This window comes from Pseudomonas sp. HC1(2025) (assembly GCF_058742075.1).
The window spans coordinates 3,283,024-3,301,470 of sequence record NZ_CP196017.1 but is presented as its reverse complement, the minus strand read 5'-3'; the positions used below and the strand labels follow the sequence as shown (position 1 = coordinate 3,301,470).

Annotated in this window: 19 protein-coding genes, 1 tRNA gene and 1 pseudogene; 7 read left to right on the top strand and 14 right to left on the bottom strand. The window is 59.9% G+C overall.

What is annotated here, in order from left to right; translation table 11 throughout:
• Nucleotides 1-74 precede the first annotated feature (74 nt).
• From ACSSVH_RS14785 to ACSSVH_RS14775, 3 genes are all read right to left on the bottom strand, one after another.
• A complete protein-coding gene (locus tag ACSSVH_RS14785) occupies nt 75-356 on the bottom strand; it encodes a peptidylprolyl isomerase (protein WP_032861429.1) in 282 nt (93 codons plus the stop codon).
• Nucleotides 357-436: 80 nt separating this feature from the next.
• Nucleotides 437-1,507, bottom strand: a complete 1,071-nt coding sequence (locus ACSSVH_RS14780) for a 3-deoxy-7-phosphoheptulonate synthase (RefSeq protein WP_169956525.1) — start codon at nt 1,505-1,507, stop codon at nt 437-439.
• Between the two features lie 339 nt (nt 1,508-1,846).
• Nucleotides 1,847-1,981, bottom strand: a complete 135-nt coding sequence (locus tag ACSSVH_RS14775) for a hypothetical protein (protein WP_262376865.1) — start codon at nt 1,979-1,981, stop codon at nt 1,847-1,849.
• Nucleotides 1,982-2,152: 171 nt separating this feature from the next.
• Here ACSSVH_RS14775 and ACSSVH_RS14770 point away from each other — a divergent pair, with 171 nt between their 5' ends.
• Nucleotides 2,153-2,602 carry a GNAT family N-acetyltransferase gene (locus tag ACSSVH_RS14770; RefSeq protein ID WP_169956618.1) on the top strand — a complete coding sequence of 150 codons (450 nt, stop codon included), beginning with the start codon at nt 2,153-2,155 and terminating at the stop codon, nt 2,600-2,602.
• A gap of 36 nt (nt 2,603-2,638) precedes the next feature.
• On the opposite strand, the gene ACSSVH_RS14765 is transcribed toward ACSSVH_RS14770, so the two are convergent.
• On the bottom strand, nt 2,639-2,878 hold the full coding sequence (locus ACSSVH_RS14765; RefSeq protein ID WP_169956523.1) for a DNA-binding protein: 240 nt from the start codon (nt 2,876-2,878) through the stop codon (nt 2,639-2,641).
• 81 nt (nt 2,879-2,959) lie between these two features.
• Here ACSSVH_RS14765 and ACSSVH_RS14760 point away from each other — a divergent pair, with 81 nt between their 5' ends.
• The 6 genes and pseudogenes from ACSSVH_RS14760 to ACSSVH_RS14735 form a co-directional block, all read left to right on the top strand.
• Nucleotides 2,960-3,325 carry a helix-turn-helix domain-containing protein gene (locus tag ACSSVH_RS14760; RefSeq protein ID WP_169956521.1) on the top strand — a complete coding sequence of 122 codons (366 nt, stop codon included), beginning with the start codon at nt 2,960-2,962 and terminating at the stop codon, nt 3,323-3,325.
• A gap of 151 nt (nt 3,326-3,476) precedes the next feature.
• Complete coding sequence (gacA, locus tag ACSSVH_RS14755) at nt 3,477-4,118, top strand: response regulator transcription factor GacA (RefSeq protein ID WP_029293774.1); 642 nt, start codon at nt 3,477-3,479, stop codon at nt 4,116-4,118.
• Between the two features lie 16 nt (nt 4,119-4,134).
• Nucleotides 4,135-5,958, top strand: a complete 1,824-nt coding sequence (gene uvrC, locus ACSSVH_RS14750) for an excinuclease ABC subunit UvrC (RefSeq protein WP_169956616.1) — start codon at nt 4,135-4,137, stop codon at nt 5,956-5,958.
• 32 nt (nt 5,959-5,990) lie between these two features.
• On the top strand, nt 5,991-6,551 hold the full coding sequence (gene pgsA / locus ACSSVH_RS14745; RefSeq protein WP_029293776.1) for a CDP-diacylglycerol--glycerol-3-phosphate 3-phosphatidyltransferase: 561 nt from the start codon (nt 5,991-5,993) through the stop codon (nt 6,549-6,551).
• Between the two features lie 63 nt (nt 6,552-6,614).
• A tRNA-Gly gene (locus ACSSVH_RS14740) sits at nt 6,615-6,690 on the top strand.
• 229 nt (nt 6,691-6,919) lie between these two features.
• Nucleotides 6,920-7,165, top strand: a pseudogene (locus ACSSVH_RS14735) (Arm DNA-binding domain-containing protein); the annotation flags it as partial.
• Between the two features lie 852 nt (nt 7,166-8,017).
• On the opposite strand, the gene ACSSVH_RS14730 reads toward ACSSVH_RS14735, so the two are convergent.
• From ACSSVH_RS14730 to ACSSVH_RS14685, 10 genes are all read right to left on the bottom strand, one after another.
• The gene (locus ACSSVH_RS14730; protein ID WP_169952905.1) at nt 8,018-9,214 is read right to left on the bottom strand and encodes an MFS transporter; all 1,197 of its coding nucleotides are present in this window, start codon (nt 9,212-9,214) and stop codon (nt 8,018-8,020) included.
• Nucleotides 9,214-10,254: an MDR family NADP-dependent oxidoreductase gene (locus ACSSVH_RS14725; RefSeq protein WP_169952907.1), complete on the bottom strand. Its 1,041-nt coding sequence runs from the start codon at nt 10,252-10,254 to the stop codon at nt 9,214-9,216. The genes ACSSVH_RS14730 and ACSSVH_RS14725 overlap by 1 nt, the downstream gene beginning before the upstream one ends.
• A 146-nt stretch (nt 10,255-10,400) precedes the next feature.
• Complete coding sequence (locus tag ACSSVH_RS14720) at nt 10,401-11,900, bottom strand: 4-hydroxyphenylacetate 3-hydroxylase N-terminal domain-containing protein (protein WP_492633382.1); 1,500 nt, start codon at nt 11,898-11,900, stop codon at nt 10,401-10,403.
• Between the two features lie 256 nt (nt 11,901-12,156).
• Nucleotides 12,157-12,783 carry a phenazine biosynthesis FMN-dependent oxidase PhzG gene (gene phzG / locus ACSSVH_RS14715; RefSeq protein ID WP_275941748.1) on the bottom strand — a complete coding sequence of 209 codons (627 nt, stop codon included), beginning with the start codon at nt 12,781-12,783 and terminating at the stop codon, nt 12,157-12,159.
• Between the two features lie 38 nt (nt 12,784-12,821).
• Nucleotides 12,822-13,658, bottom strand: coding sequence for a PhzF family phenazine biosynthesis protein (locus ACSSVH_RS14710; RefSeq protein ID WP_492633381.1), 837 nt, complete (start codon nt 13,656-13,658; stop codon nt 12,822-12,824).
• Nucleotides 13,659-13,660: 2 nt separating this feature from the next.
• Nucleotides 13,661-15,574, bottom strand: coding sequence for an anthranilate synthase family protein (locus ACSSVH_RS14705; protein WP_492633380.1), 1,914 nt, complete (start codon nt 15,572-15,574; stop codon nt 13,661-13,663).
• The gene (locus tag ACSSVH_RS14700; RefSeq protein WP_170041205.1) at nt 15,571-16,194 is read right to left on the bottom strand and encodes an isochorismatase family protein; all 624 of its coding nucleotides are present in this window, start codon (nt 16,192-16,194) and stop codon (nt 15,571-15,573) included. The genes ACSSVH_RS14705 and ACSSVH_RS14700 overlap by 4 nt, the downstream gene beginning before the upstream one ends.
• Nucleotides 16,191-17,408, bottom strand: a complete 1,218-nt coding sequence (locus tag ACSSVH_RS14695; protein ID WP_169952920.1) for a 3-deoxy-7-phosphoheptulonate synthase — start codon at nt 17,406-17,408, stop codon at nt 16,191-16,193. Before ACSSVH_RS14695 ends, ACSSVH_RS14700 begins: the two co-directional genes overlap by 4 nt.
• Before the next feature lie 23 nt (nt 17,409-17,431).
• Nucleotides 17,432-17,920 (bottom strand): PhzA/PhzB family protein, encoded by a 489-nt coding sequence (locus tag ACSSVH_RS14690; protein ID WP_492633379.1) that lies wholly within the window; start codon nt 17,918-17,920, stop codon nt 17,432-17,434.
• Between the two features lie 23 nt (nt 17,921-17,943).
• Nucleotides 17,944-18,432, bottom strand: a complete 489-nt coding sequence (locus tag ACSSVH_RS14685) for a PhzA/PhzB family protein (protein WP_492633378.1) — start codon at nt 18,430-18,432, stop codon at nt 17,944-17,946.
• Nucleotides 18,433-18,447: the final 15 nt, after the last annotated feature.

Genomic DNA, 18,447 nt, shown 5'->3' with positions numbered 1-18,447 from the left:
GCCAGTCACCCCACTGGCACACAAACACAACGGCCCACCAAAAGGCGGGCCGTTGTGTTTTGCAAAGATGTGGATCAGTCCTGGCGGCTGGTCACTTCCAGCAGGTGATAACCGAACTGGGTTTTCACCGGGCCCTGCACGGTGTTGACCGGGGCGCTGAACACGACAGTGTCGAATTCCTTGACCATCTGGCCAGGGCCGAACGAACCCAGGTTGCCGCCATCACGGCTCGATGGGCAGCTGGAGTTGGCTTTGGCGATTTCTGCGAAATCAGCGCCGCCTTCGATCTGGGCTTTGAGTTCGTTGCACTTGTCTTCGGTGGCAACCAGGATGTGACGGGCGGTAGCTTTAGCCATGATGGGTAACTCCTTGAATAAAAAAGGTGAGCGTACCGGATTCAGGCGGTTATTTCCCGGCAAAGTTCCACTGATTTACATCAGGCTTGATCGCGCAGACGTGCGGCCGCTTCACGCAGCAACTGCTCAGTCCCATCCCAACCCAGGCAGCCGTCGGTCACCGAGACGCCGTAGCGCATCGACGGGCTGAGCGGCTGGCAGCCTTCGAACAAATGACTCTCCAGCATCATGCCGATCAGCGAGGTGTCGCCCTGCAAGCGCTGCTCCAGCACGTCATTGAACACCGCTGGCTGGCGCATCGGGTCCTTGCCGCTGTTGGCGTGGCTGCAATCGACCATGATCCGCGTGGCCACTTTGCTTTTGGCCAGGTCGGTCTTGACCTGGGCCACGCTCTGGCGGTCGTAGTTCGGGCCGCGATGGCCGCCGCGCAACACCAGGTGGGTGTCGGCGTTGCCCGGAGTCTGGATGATTGCCGGATGGCCCTGGCTGTCGACGCCAAAGTGGCGGTGCGGATGGGCTGCCGAACGCATGGCGTCGCAGGCGATGGCCACGCCGCCGTCGGTGCCGTTCTTGAAGCCGACAGGCATGCCCAGGCCGCTGGCCATTTCCCGGTGGATCTGCGATTCGGTGGTGCGGGCGCCGATGGCGACCCAACTGAGCACATCGTCGAAGTAGCCGGCGGCCATTGGTTGCAGCAACTCGGTGGCGACCGGCAAGCCCAGGCGCAGCATTTCGCGCATCAATTCCCGTGACAGCGTGAGGCCGGCGGCCATGTCATCGCTGCCATCGAGGTGCGGGTCGTAGGCCAGGCCTTTCCAGCCGATGGTGGTGCGCGGTTTTTCGACGTAGGCGCGGATTACCAGGAGCATTTGGTCACTGACGTCATTGGCCAGTTTCTTCAGATTGCGCGCGTATTCCATGGCGGATTCGGGGTCATGGATCGAGCAGGGGCCGACGATGACCAGCAGGCGCGAGTCTTCACCCGTGAGAATCGCGCGGATCGCCTGGCGATGAGCGTTGACTTGCTCGGTCAGGAACGGGCTCAGAGGCAATTGGTGCTTGAGCTCAAGGGCGCTGGGCAAACGCTGGGTCAGCGCTTCATTGGCGCTGGACAGGGTGGTGACGGGCAGGGCGGCGATGGAGGAGTTCATATGTTCTGCTTCCTGGGCAAGCGGCGGGCTGTTCCCGCGCGCTCTGCCCTACTGGGGTGTTCGACAATTGGCCGTATTGGCTGCGTGTGTTGGCTTGCCACCAAGAGGTGACCGATCGGAGGCGGCAGGCTGTCCCGAACGGAGCTTGCTAAATCGCCAGGCGGTGCAGGTGTCGTAACGGTAATAAGTGCTGAAGTTCATGGTGTGGTTTCCTTTAAGTTCGGTGTGTAGCAAAAAATGTTCAGGGCTGAAAAAACAAAACCCCCGGTCGGGGAGCCGACCGGGGGTTAGATTTCTCTGGCAGGCGACCCCTTGAGTAGTGGGCGCCGATTTCAGGTATCAGGCGCGCCAGTGGCTAAACCAATACCCAAAATAAAAGCTGGCCAGTGCGCTCAAACCGTTCACGCGGGTAGCCACGACCGAACGCTGTGCGTTGGCAGTAGGGCAAGCCTGGGTGAGGGTGAGTTGCAACATGGTGTTTCTCCAAATGATGGGGTGGAGCTTAACTGACGCATGCCGCTGGATTCAATCAGTAATTTCTATCGCGAGGAGGGGCTTACCACTATGGCGGATGTCCCGATATGCTGGATGGATACTCACAATGATTGCCTGGACGCGACCTGTGACGCAATGGAGCCCACTGCTATGGCATTCACCCTCAAGGCAGCATCGGATCAACACCTGGCCTTTGCGCGCAGCCTGACACACCAGGCGATGGGCCATTACTATCGGCAGTACGATCTGACATGGTCCGACAAAGGCTTCGACACCGCCTGGGCCGGGCGGGAAAACTGGTTGATTTGCCAGGATGACAGGCTGGTAGGGTTCGTCAGCCTCAGCCGCGATGACAATGCGCTATACATTCGCGAACTGCACATTCTCGAGGCTTTTCGCCGCCAGGGCGCAGGCAGTTGGGTGCTGGAGCAGATGATCTGCAAGGCGCATGTCGAAAAGCGGGGTTATCTGCGCTTGACGGTATTCAAGACCAATCCGGCTAGAAGGCTGTATCAGCGACAGGGCCTGAGTATTGTCGGTGAGGAGGGGTGTTTCTGGCGCATGGAGTCCGTTTGTCTATCAGCGCAGTCGTCCCGGTAAACCTCGCGCTCGACTTGAATCGGTGCATACTGCTCTTTAGGAGCCAATCTCCTGATCATTGCCCGGGCTTTTTGCCTCGTTAAGGATGATCCCCTCTTTCATGCCCAAAAGGACCGCGACCTTATGGGCTTCTCCCCGCCGCCCCTTTTTACGCCCAGCGAGCACTTGATAGGTGGTCGCCGGATCCACGCCATGTTCCCTGGCGAATGCCTGGACCGATTTGCCTTGATGTTCCAGCCAGGCTTTGGCTTGTGCAGCGGTACGGATTCCGGGCATAGTTCAAAACCGTTCAAGTTTGTGTAAAACGAGATGACATCGTCACCTCTTGGGGTGTGCCAGAAAGGATATTACATCCAAATGAGTGGAATAGGTTCGCGCTTACGGCAAGAAAGAGAGCGACTTGGCTTGTCGCAAAAGGTTTTTGGTGAAATAGGAGGCGTGGAGGCTAACGCGCAAGGTAAATATGAAAGTGGTGGCCGCGCACCCAAGGCCGATTACTTATCCCGCGTCGCAGAAAAAGGTGTCGATATTCTGTTTGTTTTGACAGGTAGCCCAACTCCCATCCAGTTGGACAACCTGAGCCAGATCGAAGAAAAAGTCCTGGGCAACTACCGCGCGATGTTTAAAGAGGATCAGGATGCAATCCGCAGGCTGACCAGCACCTTGGCAGAGCATTGCTCTGTGGCAAACGGAAAATCCCGGCCGATCCCCAAGGAATCCTGACCTTTTGCCCAGGAAACAACCCCGCCTGCCGCTCGGCAGGCGTTCGTAGTGGATTGAAACTCTATATATATGACGCGTTCAGCTAGGTCTGTGCCGTGGTTTTTTGCTAAGGTGTCCGGCAACCTATAAGACCATTTCGCGAGGTGTCTGCTTGATTAGGGTGCTAGTAGTCGATGACCATGATCTCGTTCGTACAGGCATTACACGAATGCTGGCTGACATCGATGGCCTGCAAGTAGTCGGTCAGGCCGAGTCGGGGGAGGAATCCCTGATCAAAGCGCGTGAATTGAAACCCGATGTGGTCTTGATGGACGTCAAGATGCCGGGGATTGGCGGTCTTGGCGCGACCTGCAAGTTGCTGCGCAGTCATCCGGATATCAAGGTTGTCGTGGTTACGGTTTGTGAGGAAGACCCTTTTCCTACCAGGCTTCTGCAGGCAGGTGCAGCGGGTTACCTGACTAAAGGCGCGGGGCTCGCGGAGATGGTCCAGGCTATCCGCCTGGTATTTGCCGGCCAGCGCTACATCAGCCCGCAGATTGCCCAGCAATTGGCGATCAAGTCTTTCCAGCCGGTCAGCGATTCGCCGTTTGATGCCTTGTCCGAGCGCGAGATCCAGATCGCCCTGATGATTGTCGGTTGCCAGAAGGTCCAGTCGATTTCGGACAAGCTCTGCCTGTCGCCGAAAACCGTGAACACCTACCGTTATCGAATCTTCGAGAAGCTATCCATCAGCAGTGATGTTGAACTGACCTTGCTCGCGGTTCGCCACGGCATGGTGGACGCCAGCGCCTGAAATGCAAGCCACTGAAATAACCGCAGCGTTTGATCCCAGTGCATTTCTAGCGACCTGCAGTGGCCGGCCTGGCGTGTATCGCATGTTCGACAGCGAGGCGCGCCTGCTGTACGTCGGCAAGGCCAAGAACCTCAAGAAGCGCCTGGCCAGTTACTTTCGCAAGACCGGCCTGGCGCCGAAGACCGCCGCGCTGGTGGGGCGTATCGCCCAGGTCGAAACCACCATCACCGCCAATGAAACCGAGGCGTTGCTGCTTGAGCAGACGCTGATCAAGGAATGGCGGCCGCCCTACAATATTTTGTTGCGTGACGATAAGTCCTACCCGTACGTGTTTCTGTCGGACGGTGACTTTCCGCGCCTGAGCATCCATCGCGGGGCGAAGAAGCGCAAGGGCAAGTATTTTGGCCCGTACCCCAGCGCCGGGGCGATCCGCGAGAGCCTGAGCCTGCTGCAAAAGACCTTCTTCGTGCGCCAATGTGAAGACAGCTTCTACAAGAACCGTACCCGCCCGTGCCTGCAATACCAGATCAAGCGCTGCAAGGCGCCTTGTGTCGGGCTGGTCGAGCCTAAGGAATATGCCGAAGACGTGCGTCACTCGGTGATGTTCCTCGAAGGGCGCAGCAATGCCCTGGCCGACGAACTGTCGGGGGCCATGGAGCAGGCGGCCAGTGTCCTGGATTTCGAACGGGCCGCCGAGCTGCGTGACCAGGTGTCGCTGTTGCGCCGGGTACAGGACCAGCAGAGCATGGAGGGCGGCACCGGTGACGTCGACGTGATTGCGGCCTTCGTCAACCCGGGCGGGGCCTGTGTGCACCTGATCAGCGTGCGTGGCGGTCGGGTGCTGGGCAGCAAGAACTTCTTTCCCCAGACGGGGATCGAGGAGGAGGTGGCCGAAGTCATGGCTGCGTTCCTCGGCCAGTATTACGTCAGCAGCCCCGAGCGCGACTTGCCGGGTGAATTGATCGTCAACGTGGTTCACGAAGACTTCCCCGCGCTGATCGATGCGATCCATGCCCTGCGCGGCCGCGAACTGGACATCAGCCACCGGGTGCGCGGCACCCGTGCGCGCTGGCAGCAATTGGCGGTGACCAACGCCGAGCAGGCCCTGAGCGCGCGCCTGGCCAACCGCCAGCATGTGGCCGCACGCTTTGAGGCGCTGGCCGACGTGCTCAAGCTCGACGAGCCGCCGCAACGCCTGGAGTGCTACGACATCAGCCACTCCAGCGGCGAGGCGACCGTGGCGTCCTGCGTGGTCTTCGGTCCGGAAGGGCCGATCAAGTCCGACTATCGACGCTACAACATCGAAGGCGTCACCCCTGGTGATGACTATGCCGCCATGCACCAGGCCCTGACCCGGCGCTTCAGCAAACTCAAGGACGGCGAGGGCAAGCTGCCGGATATCCTGCTGGTAGACGGCGGCAAGGGCCAGTTGTCCATGGCCCGTGATGTGCTCAACGAACTGGCGGTGCCCGACCTGATCCTTCTCGGCGTGGCCAAGGGTGCGACGCGCAAGGCCGGTTTTGAAACGTTGTACTTGAATGATGCGGCCCATGAGTTCACCTTGAAGGGCGACTCACCGGCGCTGCACCTGATTCAGCAGATCCGCGATGAAGCCCACCGCTTTGCCATTACCGGCCACCGTGCCCGCCGTGGTAAGACACGGCGCACCTCAACCCTGGAAGGGGTTGCGGGTGTAGGACCAAAGCGGCGGCGTGAACTGTTGAAACATTTCGGTGGATTGCAGGAATTGTCCCGTGCCAGCATTGAAGAAATAGCCAAAGCCCCTGGTATCAGTAAAAAGCTCGCTGAGTTGATTTATGCAAACCTACACAGCGAGTAGAATGCCCTCTCACCTCGTAGCCAGTTGTGCCGATGAATATCCCTAATCTGATCACCGTTCTACGCGTCCTGCTCATTCCGATTTTCATTTTGCTGTTTTACCTGCCCTATGAATGGAGCTACATGGCCTCCAGTTCGGTCTTTGCCTTCGCGGCCGCGACCGACTGGCTAGACGGCTACCTGGCACGACGCCTGGAGCAGAGCACGCCGTTTGGCGCGTTCCTCGACCCCGTAGCCGACAAGCTGATGGTCGCCGTGGCGCTGGTGCTGCTCGTACAAGAGCACGGCAACCTGTGGCTGACCCTGCCTGCCGCCGTGATCATCGGTCGTGAAATCGTCGTCTCGGCCTTGCGCGAATGGATGGCCGAAATCGGCGCACGCGCCCATGTGGCCGTGTCCAACATGGGCAAATGGAAAACCGCCGCGCAAATGCTGGCGCTGGTCATCCTGCTGGCCAACCCGTCGAATTTCACGTTCTGGGTGCTGCTGGGCTACGCCTTGCTGCTGATCGCCGCCGGCCTGACCTTGTGGTCCATGCTGCAATACCTGCGCGCCGCCTGGCCCCATCTGCGCACCACCGTGGAAAAGAAATAAAACTTTTTTGAATCAAGGGGTTGACGGGTGGTGAGGATTCTATAGAATGCGCATCACCAAGACGCGGGAATAGCTCAGTTGGTAGAGCACGACCTTGCCAAGGTCGGGGTCGCGAGTTCGAGTCTCGTTTCCCGCTCCAAATATCGATCTACAGGGTTCCATTGAAGTCTGTAGATCATTGAAAAAAGACGCTTAGGCGTCTTTTTTCGTTCCGTCAGTATCCATCGAAAGCCACGGGTATCCGGACGTGTTCAGTCCAGAATCTAGTCCATGAAAATGGCGGGCTTCGAGATCGGATTGTTGTAGGAGCCCAACGAGTCGTTTGCTGAACATCTAGCCCTGAATTCAACCTTCAGGAGGCTAGAAGCATGGCTCTTTCATATGCTGCCGTGCGGCAGGCCACGCCCACTGGCAAAGACTACACCCTCGGCGATATTGACGGCCTGTCCTTGGCGGTGACAGCCTCGGGCGGGCGCTCGTGGCACCTCCGTTACTGCTGGAACGGCAAGCAAAAACGCATGTCGCTGGACAGCTATCCGCAGGTCAGATTGCGTGACGCGCGTTCCCTTCGGGACGAAGCGGGCAAATTATTGGCTCAAGGGGTCAATCCCCAGGCGCGTCCTTAGGCAGTTACTGGATCAGCAGTTCGGCGGTGGCGGTCTCGCGCACGCGCATCATGATCAGGCTGTTGAAGTTGCCCAGGCGCGCTTCGATGTAGCTGAGGGTCTGCAAGGTCGGGGCCGTGGAAGCAGCGCGTGGCTTGGCAGCTCGAGGACGCGGTTTGGTCGCGGCAGATTTGGCGGTTGAACCAAGGCGTCGAGAGTAGGACGGGTTATCAGTCCTCTATTGCGCTGTCCGTAAAGAAGGCAAAAGTAGAAAGGGATGTTCGGAATAAAGATCGCCCACCAGGAGGGGCGGTGATTAATCGTGGGCAAATACTCCGTAGATCACCTGCACCACGATTCCCGGATTTGGGTGGCTGTCGTCATCCACCGTCGACGCAGCGTTTGAGGTGATGATCAGCGCATGGGTGTCATTGAACAGACAAGGTCGACGTTCGAGTTGCTCGTCATCCAGGTGCTGCTGCGCCGTAGCCTTGAAGATCTGGGCTACCTAGGCGGGTGCGGAACGAGTCGGTAGTGCTGGGCGCTAGCCTGGAGAGGATGGTGGGTGGCGGGGCAGCGTCAATCGGCAACGGGCGCAGCCCCTTATCCAACTGGTACCGCAGGTGGGTGCCTGTGAGCAGACCGCATTGGCGGGGGAAAGTGGTCGATCATAAAGTGCCGACCCAAGTGTTCACCTGCAAGGCGAGCTCCTTTCCTTTCAGCGCGCAATGGCTCTTGGCTGTGGCCGAGGCCACCCGAACCGCATTACCCTGCCCAAGCGTTAGCCCAACTTCGCAGGGGCAATACTTCAAGCAGCGCCCCGGTTGGAGCGAGATCTGCGCAAAATCCCGCTCCGAAGGCTCACACCTTGACGTTACGCCCCGCCGGCAGCGCCACGATCAATTCAATCAGCAAAATCCCCACCAGCAACAACACCGGCAGGTTCCAGTCTCCACTGTGTTGATAGAGTGCCCCGACTACCAGGGGCCCCGCGACGGCAATCAGATAACCCACCGTTTGCGCCATGGCCGAAATACGCGTGGCGGTGTCGATGCTGGCGGCCTTGGCAACGAACAGGAACGTCCCCAGAGAAAGCCCGGCACCTTGCCCGAAGCCGAGCACACCGGCCCACACGATGGCGCTGGGCAAAGGCGCATACATCAACCCCAGTGTTCCGGCCAGGCACAACAGGATGACTGAAGTGATGTGCGGGCGATGGTCCTGGGTGCGCGCAGCCAGCAAAGGCGTGAAAAAACTGGCGACCATCAGGCTCAGTTGCGAGACTGAGAAAATCAGCGCCGCAGTAGCCACATCGGTGCCACGGTCCCTGAGTAGGGTGGGCATCCACGGCAGAAACACGAACAGGTTCAGCACTTGCAGTCCGAAAAACAGCGTGATTGCCCAGGCCGTGGGGTTGCGATAAACGTTAACGCTCGGCCCGCTATGACCGCTGCCCAACCCATGGTGCGCGGCGTGCCGCAACTGTGGCAACCACAGTAACAAGGCCAGCAAGGCCGGGACGGCCCAGAGCCCGAGGGCATGGAACGCCGAGGCGCGATCAGCCCCCAGCCATTGGAACAGCGGCAGCGAAACGCTGGCACCCAGTACCGCACCGGCTCCAAGCATCAATGCATAGATCCCCATCACCATACCCATGCGTTGCGGACCGAAGCGTTTTCGTGCGAGCACGGGCATGATCACGTTCATCACGGCAATACCCACACTGCCCACTACGGTGCCCACGATCAGCCCGGACTCACCCAGCCCGCGAACGCTGCAACCGATGCTTAGCAGGATCAGCGCGAAAAACAGCGCACGCTCCTCTCCCAGCCAGTGTCGCAACCTTACGCCGGCCATGGAGAACAGACCCAGCAGTGCCAGAGGTAAGGTCGTCACCAGCAAGGTGGAGGTAAAGCCAAGTTGCAGGTTCTCCAACAATGGGCCAACTGTTGTGAAGATCAGCCGCAGGTTCAGCGACACCAGGATAAAACCCACCCACAGCAGCCATGATTGCGCCGCGGTGGTATTGACTTGAGGTGAAACGGTTGAGGTGTCCATCACTGTTCCAACTCCACCAGGACCAGGCTCTTGAGGTGGCCCGCGCAGGCTTCTTGCAACGCCAGCGGTGCCTGGTCCAGGCCTTTGACCAATGTGTGGGCAATCCGAATACCGCTGCCGCGCTGCCACAGCGCCAGTTGCCGGATCCAGGCGTCAAACATTTCTGGTGCCTCTTCGTCGGCACTGAAACCGCGTATCGTCACGCCCTTGAGAATCAGCTGGAAGGTGTCGAGCTCCACCGGTGCCTTCAGGGTTGCGCTGTGGGGGTTCAGTTCCGCTGACACTGCACCGAGCAATACACAACGTGCACCGTGCCGGGCGATCTCCAGCGCGGCCGCCAGTTGTTCGCCGCCGACCATGTCGACGATAACGTCAATACCCTCTGGAGCAACGCGGGCCAGTTGCTCGCGGATTGGCTCGCCTTCGCGTGTGACCACCGCGTCATAACCCAACTGCGCCTGCATCCAGCGGGCTTTCTCCTGGTTGCTGGTCGTGCCGATGACTCGCGTAGCACCCAGCAGTCGGGCGATTTGCCCGGCCATTGAGCCAATCGCGCCTGCACCGCTGGTGACAAAGACCGTATCGCCCGGACGCACTTGCACGCCCTTGACCAGCGCGGCAAAGGCGGTCCAGCCATGCCCGAGCCACGCGGCGGGGTCAACGACCGGGCTGTCGATGTACGTGCATTGTGCGACCGGCACCATTGCATAATCGCGCCACCCCAAAGGATGCATGACCAGGCTGCCGATGCTCAGATCAACGCCGGCGCCGACCTGTACCACCTCGCCAATGGCGCCATCGGCGAGCGTGTCGCCAGGCTTGAGTGGTGGAAAGGGAATGCCCTTTACCTCCTCGGCACCCGCTTCGGCCATCAAGCGGGTAGAGATAGAGACACGAAACCAGCGGTTGCGCACCAGTACTTGCCCGGGGCCGGGTGCTGCAAGCGCGGTTTCGACCACCGCAAAATGTTCGGCCTTGAGTGCGCGTGAGTTGTAACCGAGTAGTTTGACCTCGCGCGCTTTGAGTGTTTGTTCCGTCATGAACGGGCTCCTGCTGTATTCATTTGGAGGTTCCTGGGGCGGTGTAGCCGTTGAAGGTTGGAAACTACGAGATGCCAGAGGCCGCAAGGCGGGCAACGCTGATCGAGCGCCGGGCTCATTGCGCGGCGCCTGCGCGGCAGTTAGGTCTATTTGGCGTTGAGCCCCACCATGCGGCGTATCAGGCTGGTGCTTTGGTGGTAGTCGTAGTCCAGCACCAGGCGATCGCGCAGCAGGGGCTCGCTGAGTGCGTGCTGCTCTTCAAACACCAACGCCCGTGTGGAGTGCTCACTGGCGGCCACGTCCCACACCAGATTCATCAGCAGGTTCTTCTCTCTGGCGCCCACGCTTTGCGTGTCAAGAAACCAGGAGAACTTCTGGCCAAAGGCGGCGTCGGCGGCCAAGTCTTTCTCGTTGAACCTGAGGATCAGGCCTTGTCCGCACAGCTCTCTGAGCAGATGCAGCACCCGGGGCAGTTTTTCCATGGCAAATACCCGTCCGGCGGCCAGTGCGTTGGGGCCAGGCAGCAGTATGTCGCCGTCGGACATCTCGACCGTTTCGATGGACGCGATGCACATGCCTTTGAGTATTTCTGAAAACTGCACTATTTCGCTGACCCGCTGGCGAACCACCGCAATACCCTCAAGGCCCAGGACTTCCATGATCACCTTGGCCAGTCCGGCGTACAGGTCCGCCTTGGTTTCCAGACGCACCAGCGTGTACCAATGGCTGTATGAGGTCCACAGGTTGAAGAAACCGGCGTTGGCCAGTTCTGGGACGTTTGCCGCCATGATTCGCCAGCGTGGAATGAACACGTTATCGAATACCACCATCGCCTCGGCTTCTTCGCCTTTGGACGTGAGCGGGTGGTCGTAGGCGCTGGCGTGGGGCTGGGAGACAATCTCCCGGCAGAAAATCTTCACCCCCGGCGCATCGGCAGGGACGTAGGCCCAGAATGACTCGTCGGGCGCCGCGGGGTGCAAACTGCCGACAAATATTTCATTGGATTGCGGTGCTACCGTGCCCACGCCTTTGACGCCGCTGATCCAGATGCCCTCGGCGTTTTGCTTGTTGATCCGCATCACCGCACGATCGGGCGGCGGCAGGTTGAGGTCGGTGCCGTGGGTCCGTGCCCGATAGCCTTGAGGGTCAACAATGGCCTCGGACAAATACAGGCTGTTGCGCTCGGCGTAGTCATGGTAATCGGTGATGTTTTCTGCGTACTCGGGGCATTTTTTCCTGAATGTCGGCAGATGTCCCATCATGCCCACGGCGAAGCTGGCGATCATGTCCAGGCTACGGCAGTGGGTGCCCCAGGTTTTTTGCGCAACGTACATGATTGCGCGGCGTCGCGACGCCAAGTCTGCTTTGTTTCTGGGGGGCATATAGGCAGAAGAGGCCAGGTAACCGTCCGGGCGTACGTACGTCAGAATGTCGTCGTGTTTACCGCTGAACTGTTCCTCGTAGATTTCTGCAACTTGCGATATGCCGCCAGCCGTAGAGAAGTGTGTAGTCACATCTTCAACAACTTGGCCTTGATAAATAACAGTGCGGTCATCACGCAGTGAAGCTTTGAAGGATTCTGCACTTTTCAGATATTTACGCTTGTTTTGCAGATCTGGCATGGTAGCAACCTCAGTAATGTTCAACGTTGTTTGCGTAGGCTCTGGCCCGCTGTCTAGCGCTGGATCAAGGACAACGTTCTAGCGCCACTATAAGATTCAGATGGGAATTAATGTCGTTACAGACTTTGGCGATCCGGATTCTCTGTTTGGCATTTCGAGTACGCGTTGTTTCCCACCCGGACTCTTGTCTTGTTGACCGGGTGTCATGAATATTGAAGTTCGTGCAATGTGTTCGAAGTTGCAGCAACCCGGTATTTCAAAGCGTGTTTATTGCACTGTCCTACGGCTGTAGCCGGCGATGTTTCCAGCCTTCGGCGCAGCGGTCATAGCGCAGCCGCTCATGCATCCGCCCGCTGCCGTTGGCCCAGAACTCAATTGACTCAAGGCACAACTCGAACAGGCAATATCCGGGTGGGCGTGGCAGCGGGCCGCCGACTAGTGCCAGACGCTGGGCTTGCGCGCGCAACGACTCAATATCGATGAGTTCTTCACTCTGGCGCGAGGCCACCGACATGGGGTGGGTTGCATAGGGCCGACTCTGCCACTGTGCGTCGGCGCGCTCCGACGAAAGCTGCTCGGCGATACCATTGAAAATGATCTGCTGACTGGTTTCACGCCAATACAGCACCCCCGAGGCCCAGGGATTCTCCAGTAGTTCGCGCCCTTTCTGGCTGCCGGCATGGGTGGCGAACACCAGGCCACGCGTACTGATTTCGCTGATCACGATGATGCGTGTCGATGGCCGGCCCTGGCTGTCGGCGGTGGCCAGCGCCAGCGCCCGAGGTTCGCGGATGCCCACGCGGCGTGCACGCTCCAACCAGTTGGCCAGCACGACCATGGGATCGGCGGGCAGCGTCTGGTACTCGGGAAACGGCGCATCCAGCGTGCCGGTGAGAGACTCCGACATACCTTTGCCCAGCAGGGGCTTGCCTTGTAGTGAAGGGTTCATAGCACGATGGTCCCCCGGCCGAACGTGACGCCATTGCCCGATACTTCAACCCGCGTCAGTTGATCGGCCCGGCCCTCAGCCCTGGCGAACATCAGCGACGGCCGGCCGATTTCCACGCCCTGCAGAATCTCGATCTGCTGGCCGAACTCGATCTGGCCGTGGCGTGCCAGGTGAATTGCCAAGGGCCCGGCCGCAGAGCCGGTGGCGGCATCCTCGACCACGCCATAGGCCGGTGAGAACATCCGGCTGCGCCACTGCCGCCCTGCGCCGGCAAAGCAGTTGATGGCCATGTCATGGAAGCTGGCAAGGGCACGATGGTCGGGGTGCAGCGCTGACAGCGCGGCAATATCCGGCAAGCCGACAAACACATGGCGCGGGCCGTTGTGATAGATCTCGATAGGAAAGGTCGAGCCGCTGATCCCCAAGGCGCTGAGCAATTGCGCATCGCGTCCCAAGGTGGTCCAGGTCGGTATGGGCTGGTCCATGCTGGCGGCGATGACGCTGGTGTTGTGGCGCTCCAGTTCAAAAGTGATGGTGCCCATCCGGGTTTCCAGGTACAGCCGGTGATTGTCGGTCTGCGCACCCAACGCAATAGCGGTACCCAGTAATGGATGGCCGGCAAACGGCAGTTCGTTGACCGGGGTAAAAATCCGGATCAACGCATCGCCACCGTTGCGCGGCTTGAGCACGAAGGTGGTTTCCGACAGGTTCATCTCGCGGGCGATATGTTGCATTTGCGTGGACGACAAGTCATCGGCGTCAAAGAACACCGCGACCGGATTGCCTTCCAGAGGGACGCTGGCAAAGGCGTCGATGATGACGTATTGGTGCATGGTTATCTCCCGGCGGCCGAAGCGCTGCTGTCGACAGGTGTGTGGAGGAGGGCATGGCGTAGCAGGTCGGCGATGATGCGTGGGCCTTCCTGGGTCAGCAGCGACTCGGCATGAAACTGCATGGATGCAAACGATGGCCCACGCAGGGCATGTACTTCCCCGGTCTCGCTGTCGCGGCTGATTTCGACGGTTCCGATGCCGTTGATGTCTAGGCGGTCACTGCTGCTCTGGGCGGCGAAGGTGTTATAGAAACCGACCCGTTCGGCGTGGCCAAACAGGTCGATCTGTTTTTGCACGCCCTGGTTGGGAATGGCTCTGCGTTGCAGCTCCAGGCCCAGGCACAGACTCAGCACCTGATGACTCAGGCACACCGCGAGGAACGGTCGCTGCTGGCGCAGCAAGGAGCGGATGGCCACGTGCAGATGGTCGATTTTTGGCAGTTGGGTATCGCTCGGGTTACCGGGGCCTGGGCCCATGATCACCAGGTCATAACCATCAAAGCTGTATTCGTCGCGCAAGCTGCACACCGTTACCACCAGACCCAGGGCACGAAGTTGCTTGGCGATCATCGAGGTGAAGGTGTCTTCCGCGTCGACGATCAACACCTGGCGCCCGTTAAAATCGGCATGGGTCTGTTGCCGTTGCTGGCTGTCCATCAGCCAGAAGTTGGAAACGTAGGCATTGCGGCTGGCCAAAGCCGCCCGCACCTGCAGGTGGCTACCGAAGCGCGAGGGCGCCTGGTTTTTCAATGCGCTAATCAGCCCGGCGGCCTTGGCCCGGCTTTCGGCAGCTTCGGTCACTGGATCAGAGTGGCGCACGATGGTCGAGCCCACGCTGATCTGCACCTGGCCGTTGCCATCGATGTCGGCGGTGCGAATCAGGATCGCCGAATCCAGAGTACGCCCCCCCTTGCCGTCGCTGCCGATCAGCGCAGCCATGCCGCTGTAGTACCTCCGGCCTTGTGGCTCATAGCGTTGAATGACCCGGCAGGCGCTTTCCAGTGGACTGCCGGTGACGGTAGGGGCGAACAGGGTTTCGCGCAGGATTTCGCGTACATCGCGCCGGGTCTTGCCTTCGATGAAGTATTCGGTGTGGGCCAGGTGGGCCATTTCCTTGAGGTAAGGACCGAGCACGCGGCCGCCGTCGTCACAAATGCGCGCCATCATTTTCAGTTCTTCGTCGACCACCATGTACAGCTCGTCGGCTTCCTTGCGGTCGGCCAAAAACTCCATGACCTCTGCCAGGTTGGGACCGGCGGGCGGATAGCGATAAGTACCGCTGATGGGGTTCATCACCGCAAGCCCCTCCTTGACGCTGATATGGCGCTCGGGGGATGCACCGACGAAGGTGCGGTTGCCGGTGTAGATGATAAATGTCCAATAGACACCTTTCTCCCGCTCTAGCAGATGACGAAAGAACGACAGGGCACTGGCTGGTCCGTATTCGCTGATCTCGGCGAGGAAGGTGCGCTTGATCACGAAGTTTGCGCCTTCACCGCAGCCGATTTCGTTGGTGATCACCTGGCTGACGATCTCGGCGTAGCTTGCGTCGCTGAGGTCGAAGCGCTCGTTGTTCAACTGGATGGGCACGTCGGGCAGCAGCCCCAGTAGCTGTTCGATGCCGATGGGCTGCTGTTCGGTGATTTTCATCGCCAGCAATGGCGACTGATCGTCCACGGCGTCAAAGCCACGCTCGGCAATCTGGTGGTAGGGAATCAGCGTCAATACATCCAGGCGAGGCGCGCCGATCGAGGTGGCGGGCAAGTCGATATCGGCCAGGACCGTGGGCTGCGACATCTCGCCTATCAACACGTCCAGCAGTCCCGGGCCGCCGGACTCCGGCCGGTACAGCAGGGCAAACGGCTCGGGCGCCGGTTGCAGGATGCGCTCCATAAGGCGGGCGGCGGCTTGGCTCATGACACCACCTCGTCAGTGGTGACGACCATGGCACAGCGGCTGGCGGCGTATTCGATGGCCATCCAGTGGTGTTCCTTGCTGAAGTCGGCAATAGCGTCGGCCACGAGGAACGGCTGGATATCGTTGGAGTAGGCATCTACGGTCGAGATCAGCACCCCGACATGGGCATACACTCCGCACAGGATCAACTGATCGCGCTCATTGGCGTGCATCCGCTCCAGCAGGTCGGAGTTGAAGAACGCACTGTAGCGCCACTTAGTCAGCAGCCAGTCGCCAGGCTTGGGCGTCAGGGCGTCGACCACCTCGCGGTCAGTGGCGCTGGCCTGCATGCCGGGCCCCCAGAAGTCCTTGAGCAGCCCGCGTTGCGCTTCGCTCATGCTGCCAGGCTGGGCGGTGTAGGCCACCGGCACGCAGTTGTCAGCCGCCCACTGGCAAATGCGCGCGGCGTTGCCCACCACTTCTTCACGCAGGGCGTCGGGCAAGGGCCGTAGGAAGTAGCGTTGCATGTCATGCACCAACAGTACGGCGCGCTCGGGGTCGATACGCCATTGTGCGAGGTTGACAGGCAGGTCGCGGGAGGTGGGTAGGGCATACGGGACGATGTTTGGAATGCCGGTCATGCGACAGTCTCCAGTGGGAAGTTTGCAGTGGGGGCTGCTTGCCAGCCGTTCCAGGCCATCACTGCGGCGAGTGCCTGCTGGGGATTGAGGCGTGGGTCGCAGAGACTGGTGTAGTGGCGGCTGACCTGGAGCAAACCTGCCGCGTCTGTCGCGCATTCGCTGACGTTGTCGGGGGTGGTTTCCAGGTGAAGGCCGGCGGCCACGCCACCGGCTGAAGTCACGGCATGCTTGAAGGTGCAGATTTCCTCGCTAATGGTTTGCACCATGCGGGTCTTGTTGCCGCAAGGGGCGACGATAGTGTTGCCATGCATCGGATCGCTCAACCAGATCACCGGATGGCCGGCTGCACGTACCGTTTCTACCAGCGACGGTAGGCGTTCGCCGACGGCCTGTGCGCCCATTCGCGCAATCAACGTCAACCGTCCTGGCTCGCGTTGCGGGTCGAGCCGTTCGCAAAGCCCCAGCAACTGCTCGCGACCCATCTGCGGGCCGACTTTGCAGGCCACCGGGTTGAGCACCTGGCTGAGCAGCGCCACATGCGCGCCGTTCAACTGTCGGGTGCGCTCGCCAATCCAAGGCCAATGGGTCGACCCCAGGTAGGCCCGGTGCTGGTGATCCTTGCGCAACATCGACAGCTCGTAGTCGAGCAACAGCATCTCGTGACTGGTCCACACCGGCGGGGCGCCTTTATCAAGATCGCGCGGGGCGTCCCAGCCCAGGTGACGCATGATGTTGCGCGCCGATGCATAGCCCTTGAGGATCCGCTGTGGGTTGGCCTGACGCTGTCTGGCATTCGCCGCATGACCGTTGACCATATCGCCGCGATACACCGGCAGCAGCTGTTCGCCGACCTGTTCATGGGGCTTGGATCGAGGCTTGGCATATTGCCCGGCAATCCGCCCGACCCGGATTACCGGGCGGCCCCCGGCCTTTTGCAGCGCCCCGGCGAGCGTCTCAAGCAGTGCGGTCTTGCGTGTCACGCTGTGTACCTGGTGGTCGTCGATGTCTTCGGCGCAGTCGCCGCACTGCATCACCAGCGCCTCGCCCGTGGCGACACGGGCAAGCTGTGCACGCAGTGCCAGGGTATCGCCAACCCGGATCAACGCCGGGCTGGCCCGCAGGCACTCCTGAACCTTGCGCAGGCACGACGGATCGTCCCAGTCGGGTTGCTGCAGCACCTCGCAGCGCTGCACGCGTTGCAATAAATCGTCCATTATTGACCCTGCTTGGCTGGCTATCAGGTGGGAATACCTTCGCGTTTGATTTGCGGCAACGTAATACTTAGTGCGCGCAGTTGCTGGAAGACGTTCATGAACTCGCGATTACGCTTGATCTTGCCGTCATCCAGCTCGAAGGAATGCAGGAAGTGGTTTTCGTAATAGCCGTCCGGGTAACCGGGGAAGAGGATCTTGCCGTGGCCTTTGCACTCGACCCAGAAGTGATTGGGGTCGTCGGTACCGAAGATCTTGATGTCGTACCATTCCCAGTCCGGAAAACACTTGAGCGACCAGACCGCATGTTCCGCGAGTTTCTGTTTACCGCTGATCACGATCGGTGCGCCGGTATCCGTCGTCCATAGACCGCCACTGCCATCTTCGACGAACAACTCATGTCGACGCAGGCGATCCTGGCCCTTGGTATTCATGTAGGTTGCAACGGTGACGCGATTCTTCTCGCGAAGATCGGAGGCGCCACTGAAGTCGGCTTGGTTAGTTGTGTCTGGCATCATCAATACTCCTTTGATGGTATTTAGACGGGAATGCCGTCGCGCTTTATTTGCGGCATGGCTATGCCTAGTGCGTGCAGCTTGGGCACAGGGTTCATGAACTCGCGGTTGCGCTTGATCCTGCCGTTATCGAGTTCGAATGAGTGCAGGTAGTGGTTCTCGCAGTAGCCTGGCGGATAGCCCGGGATCAGCACCTTGCCGCGCCCGTCGCACTCCACCCAGAGGTGGTTGGGGTCGTCGGTTTCGAAGATCCGTATGTTGTGCCATTCCCAGTCGGGAAAACATTGCTCGAGCCATACGGCAAGGCGTGCCAGGCTTTCGTGGCCCTGGAAAACCAGGGGCTCTCCGGTAGCCGTGGTCCAGTTTCCGCCGCAGCCGTCCTCGCTGAACAAGGTGTGGCGTTGCAGCCGTTCGGCGCCCTTCATGTGCATGTAGCGCTCGACGGTTGCGCGATTGATCCGACGCAACTGCAGGTGGTTTGCGAAGCCTGTCATTGGTGAGGTGTCCTGCATGATGTAAGCCTCCCT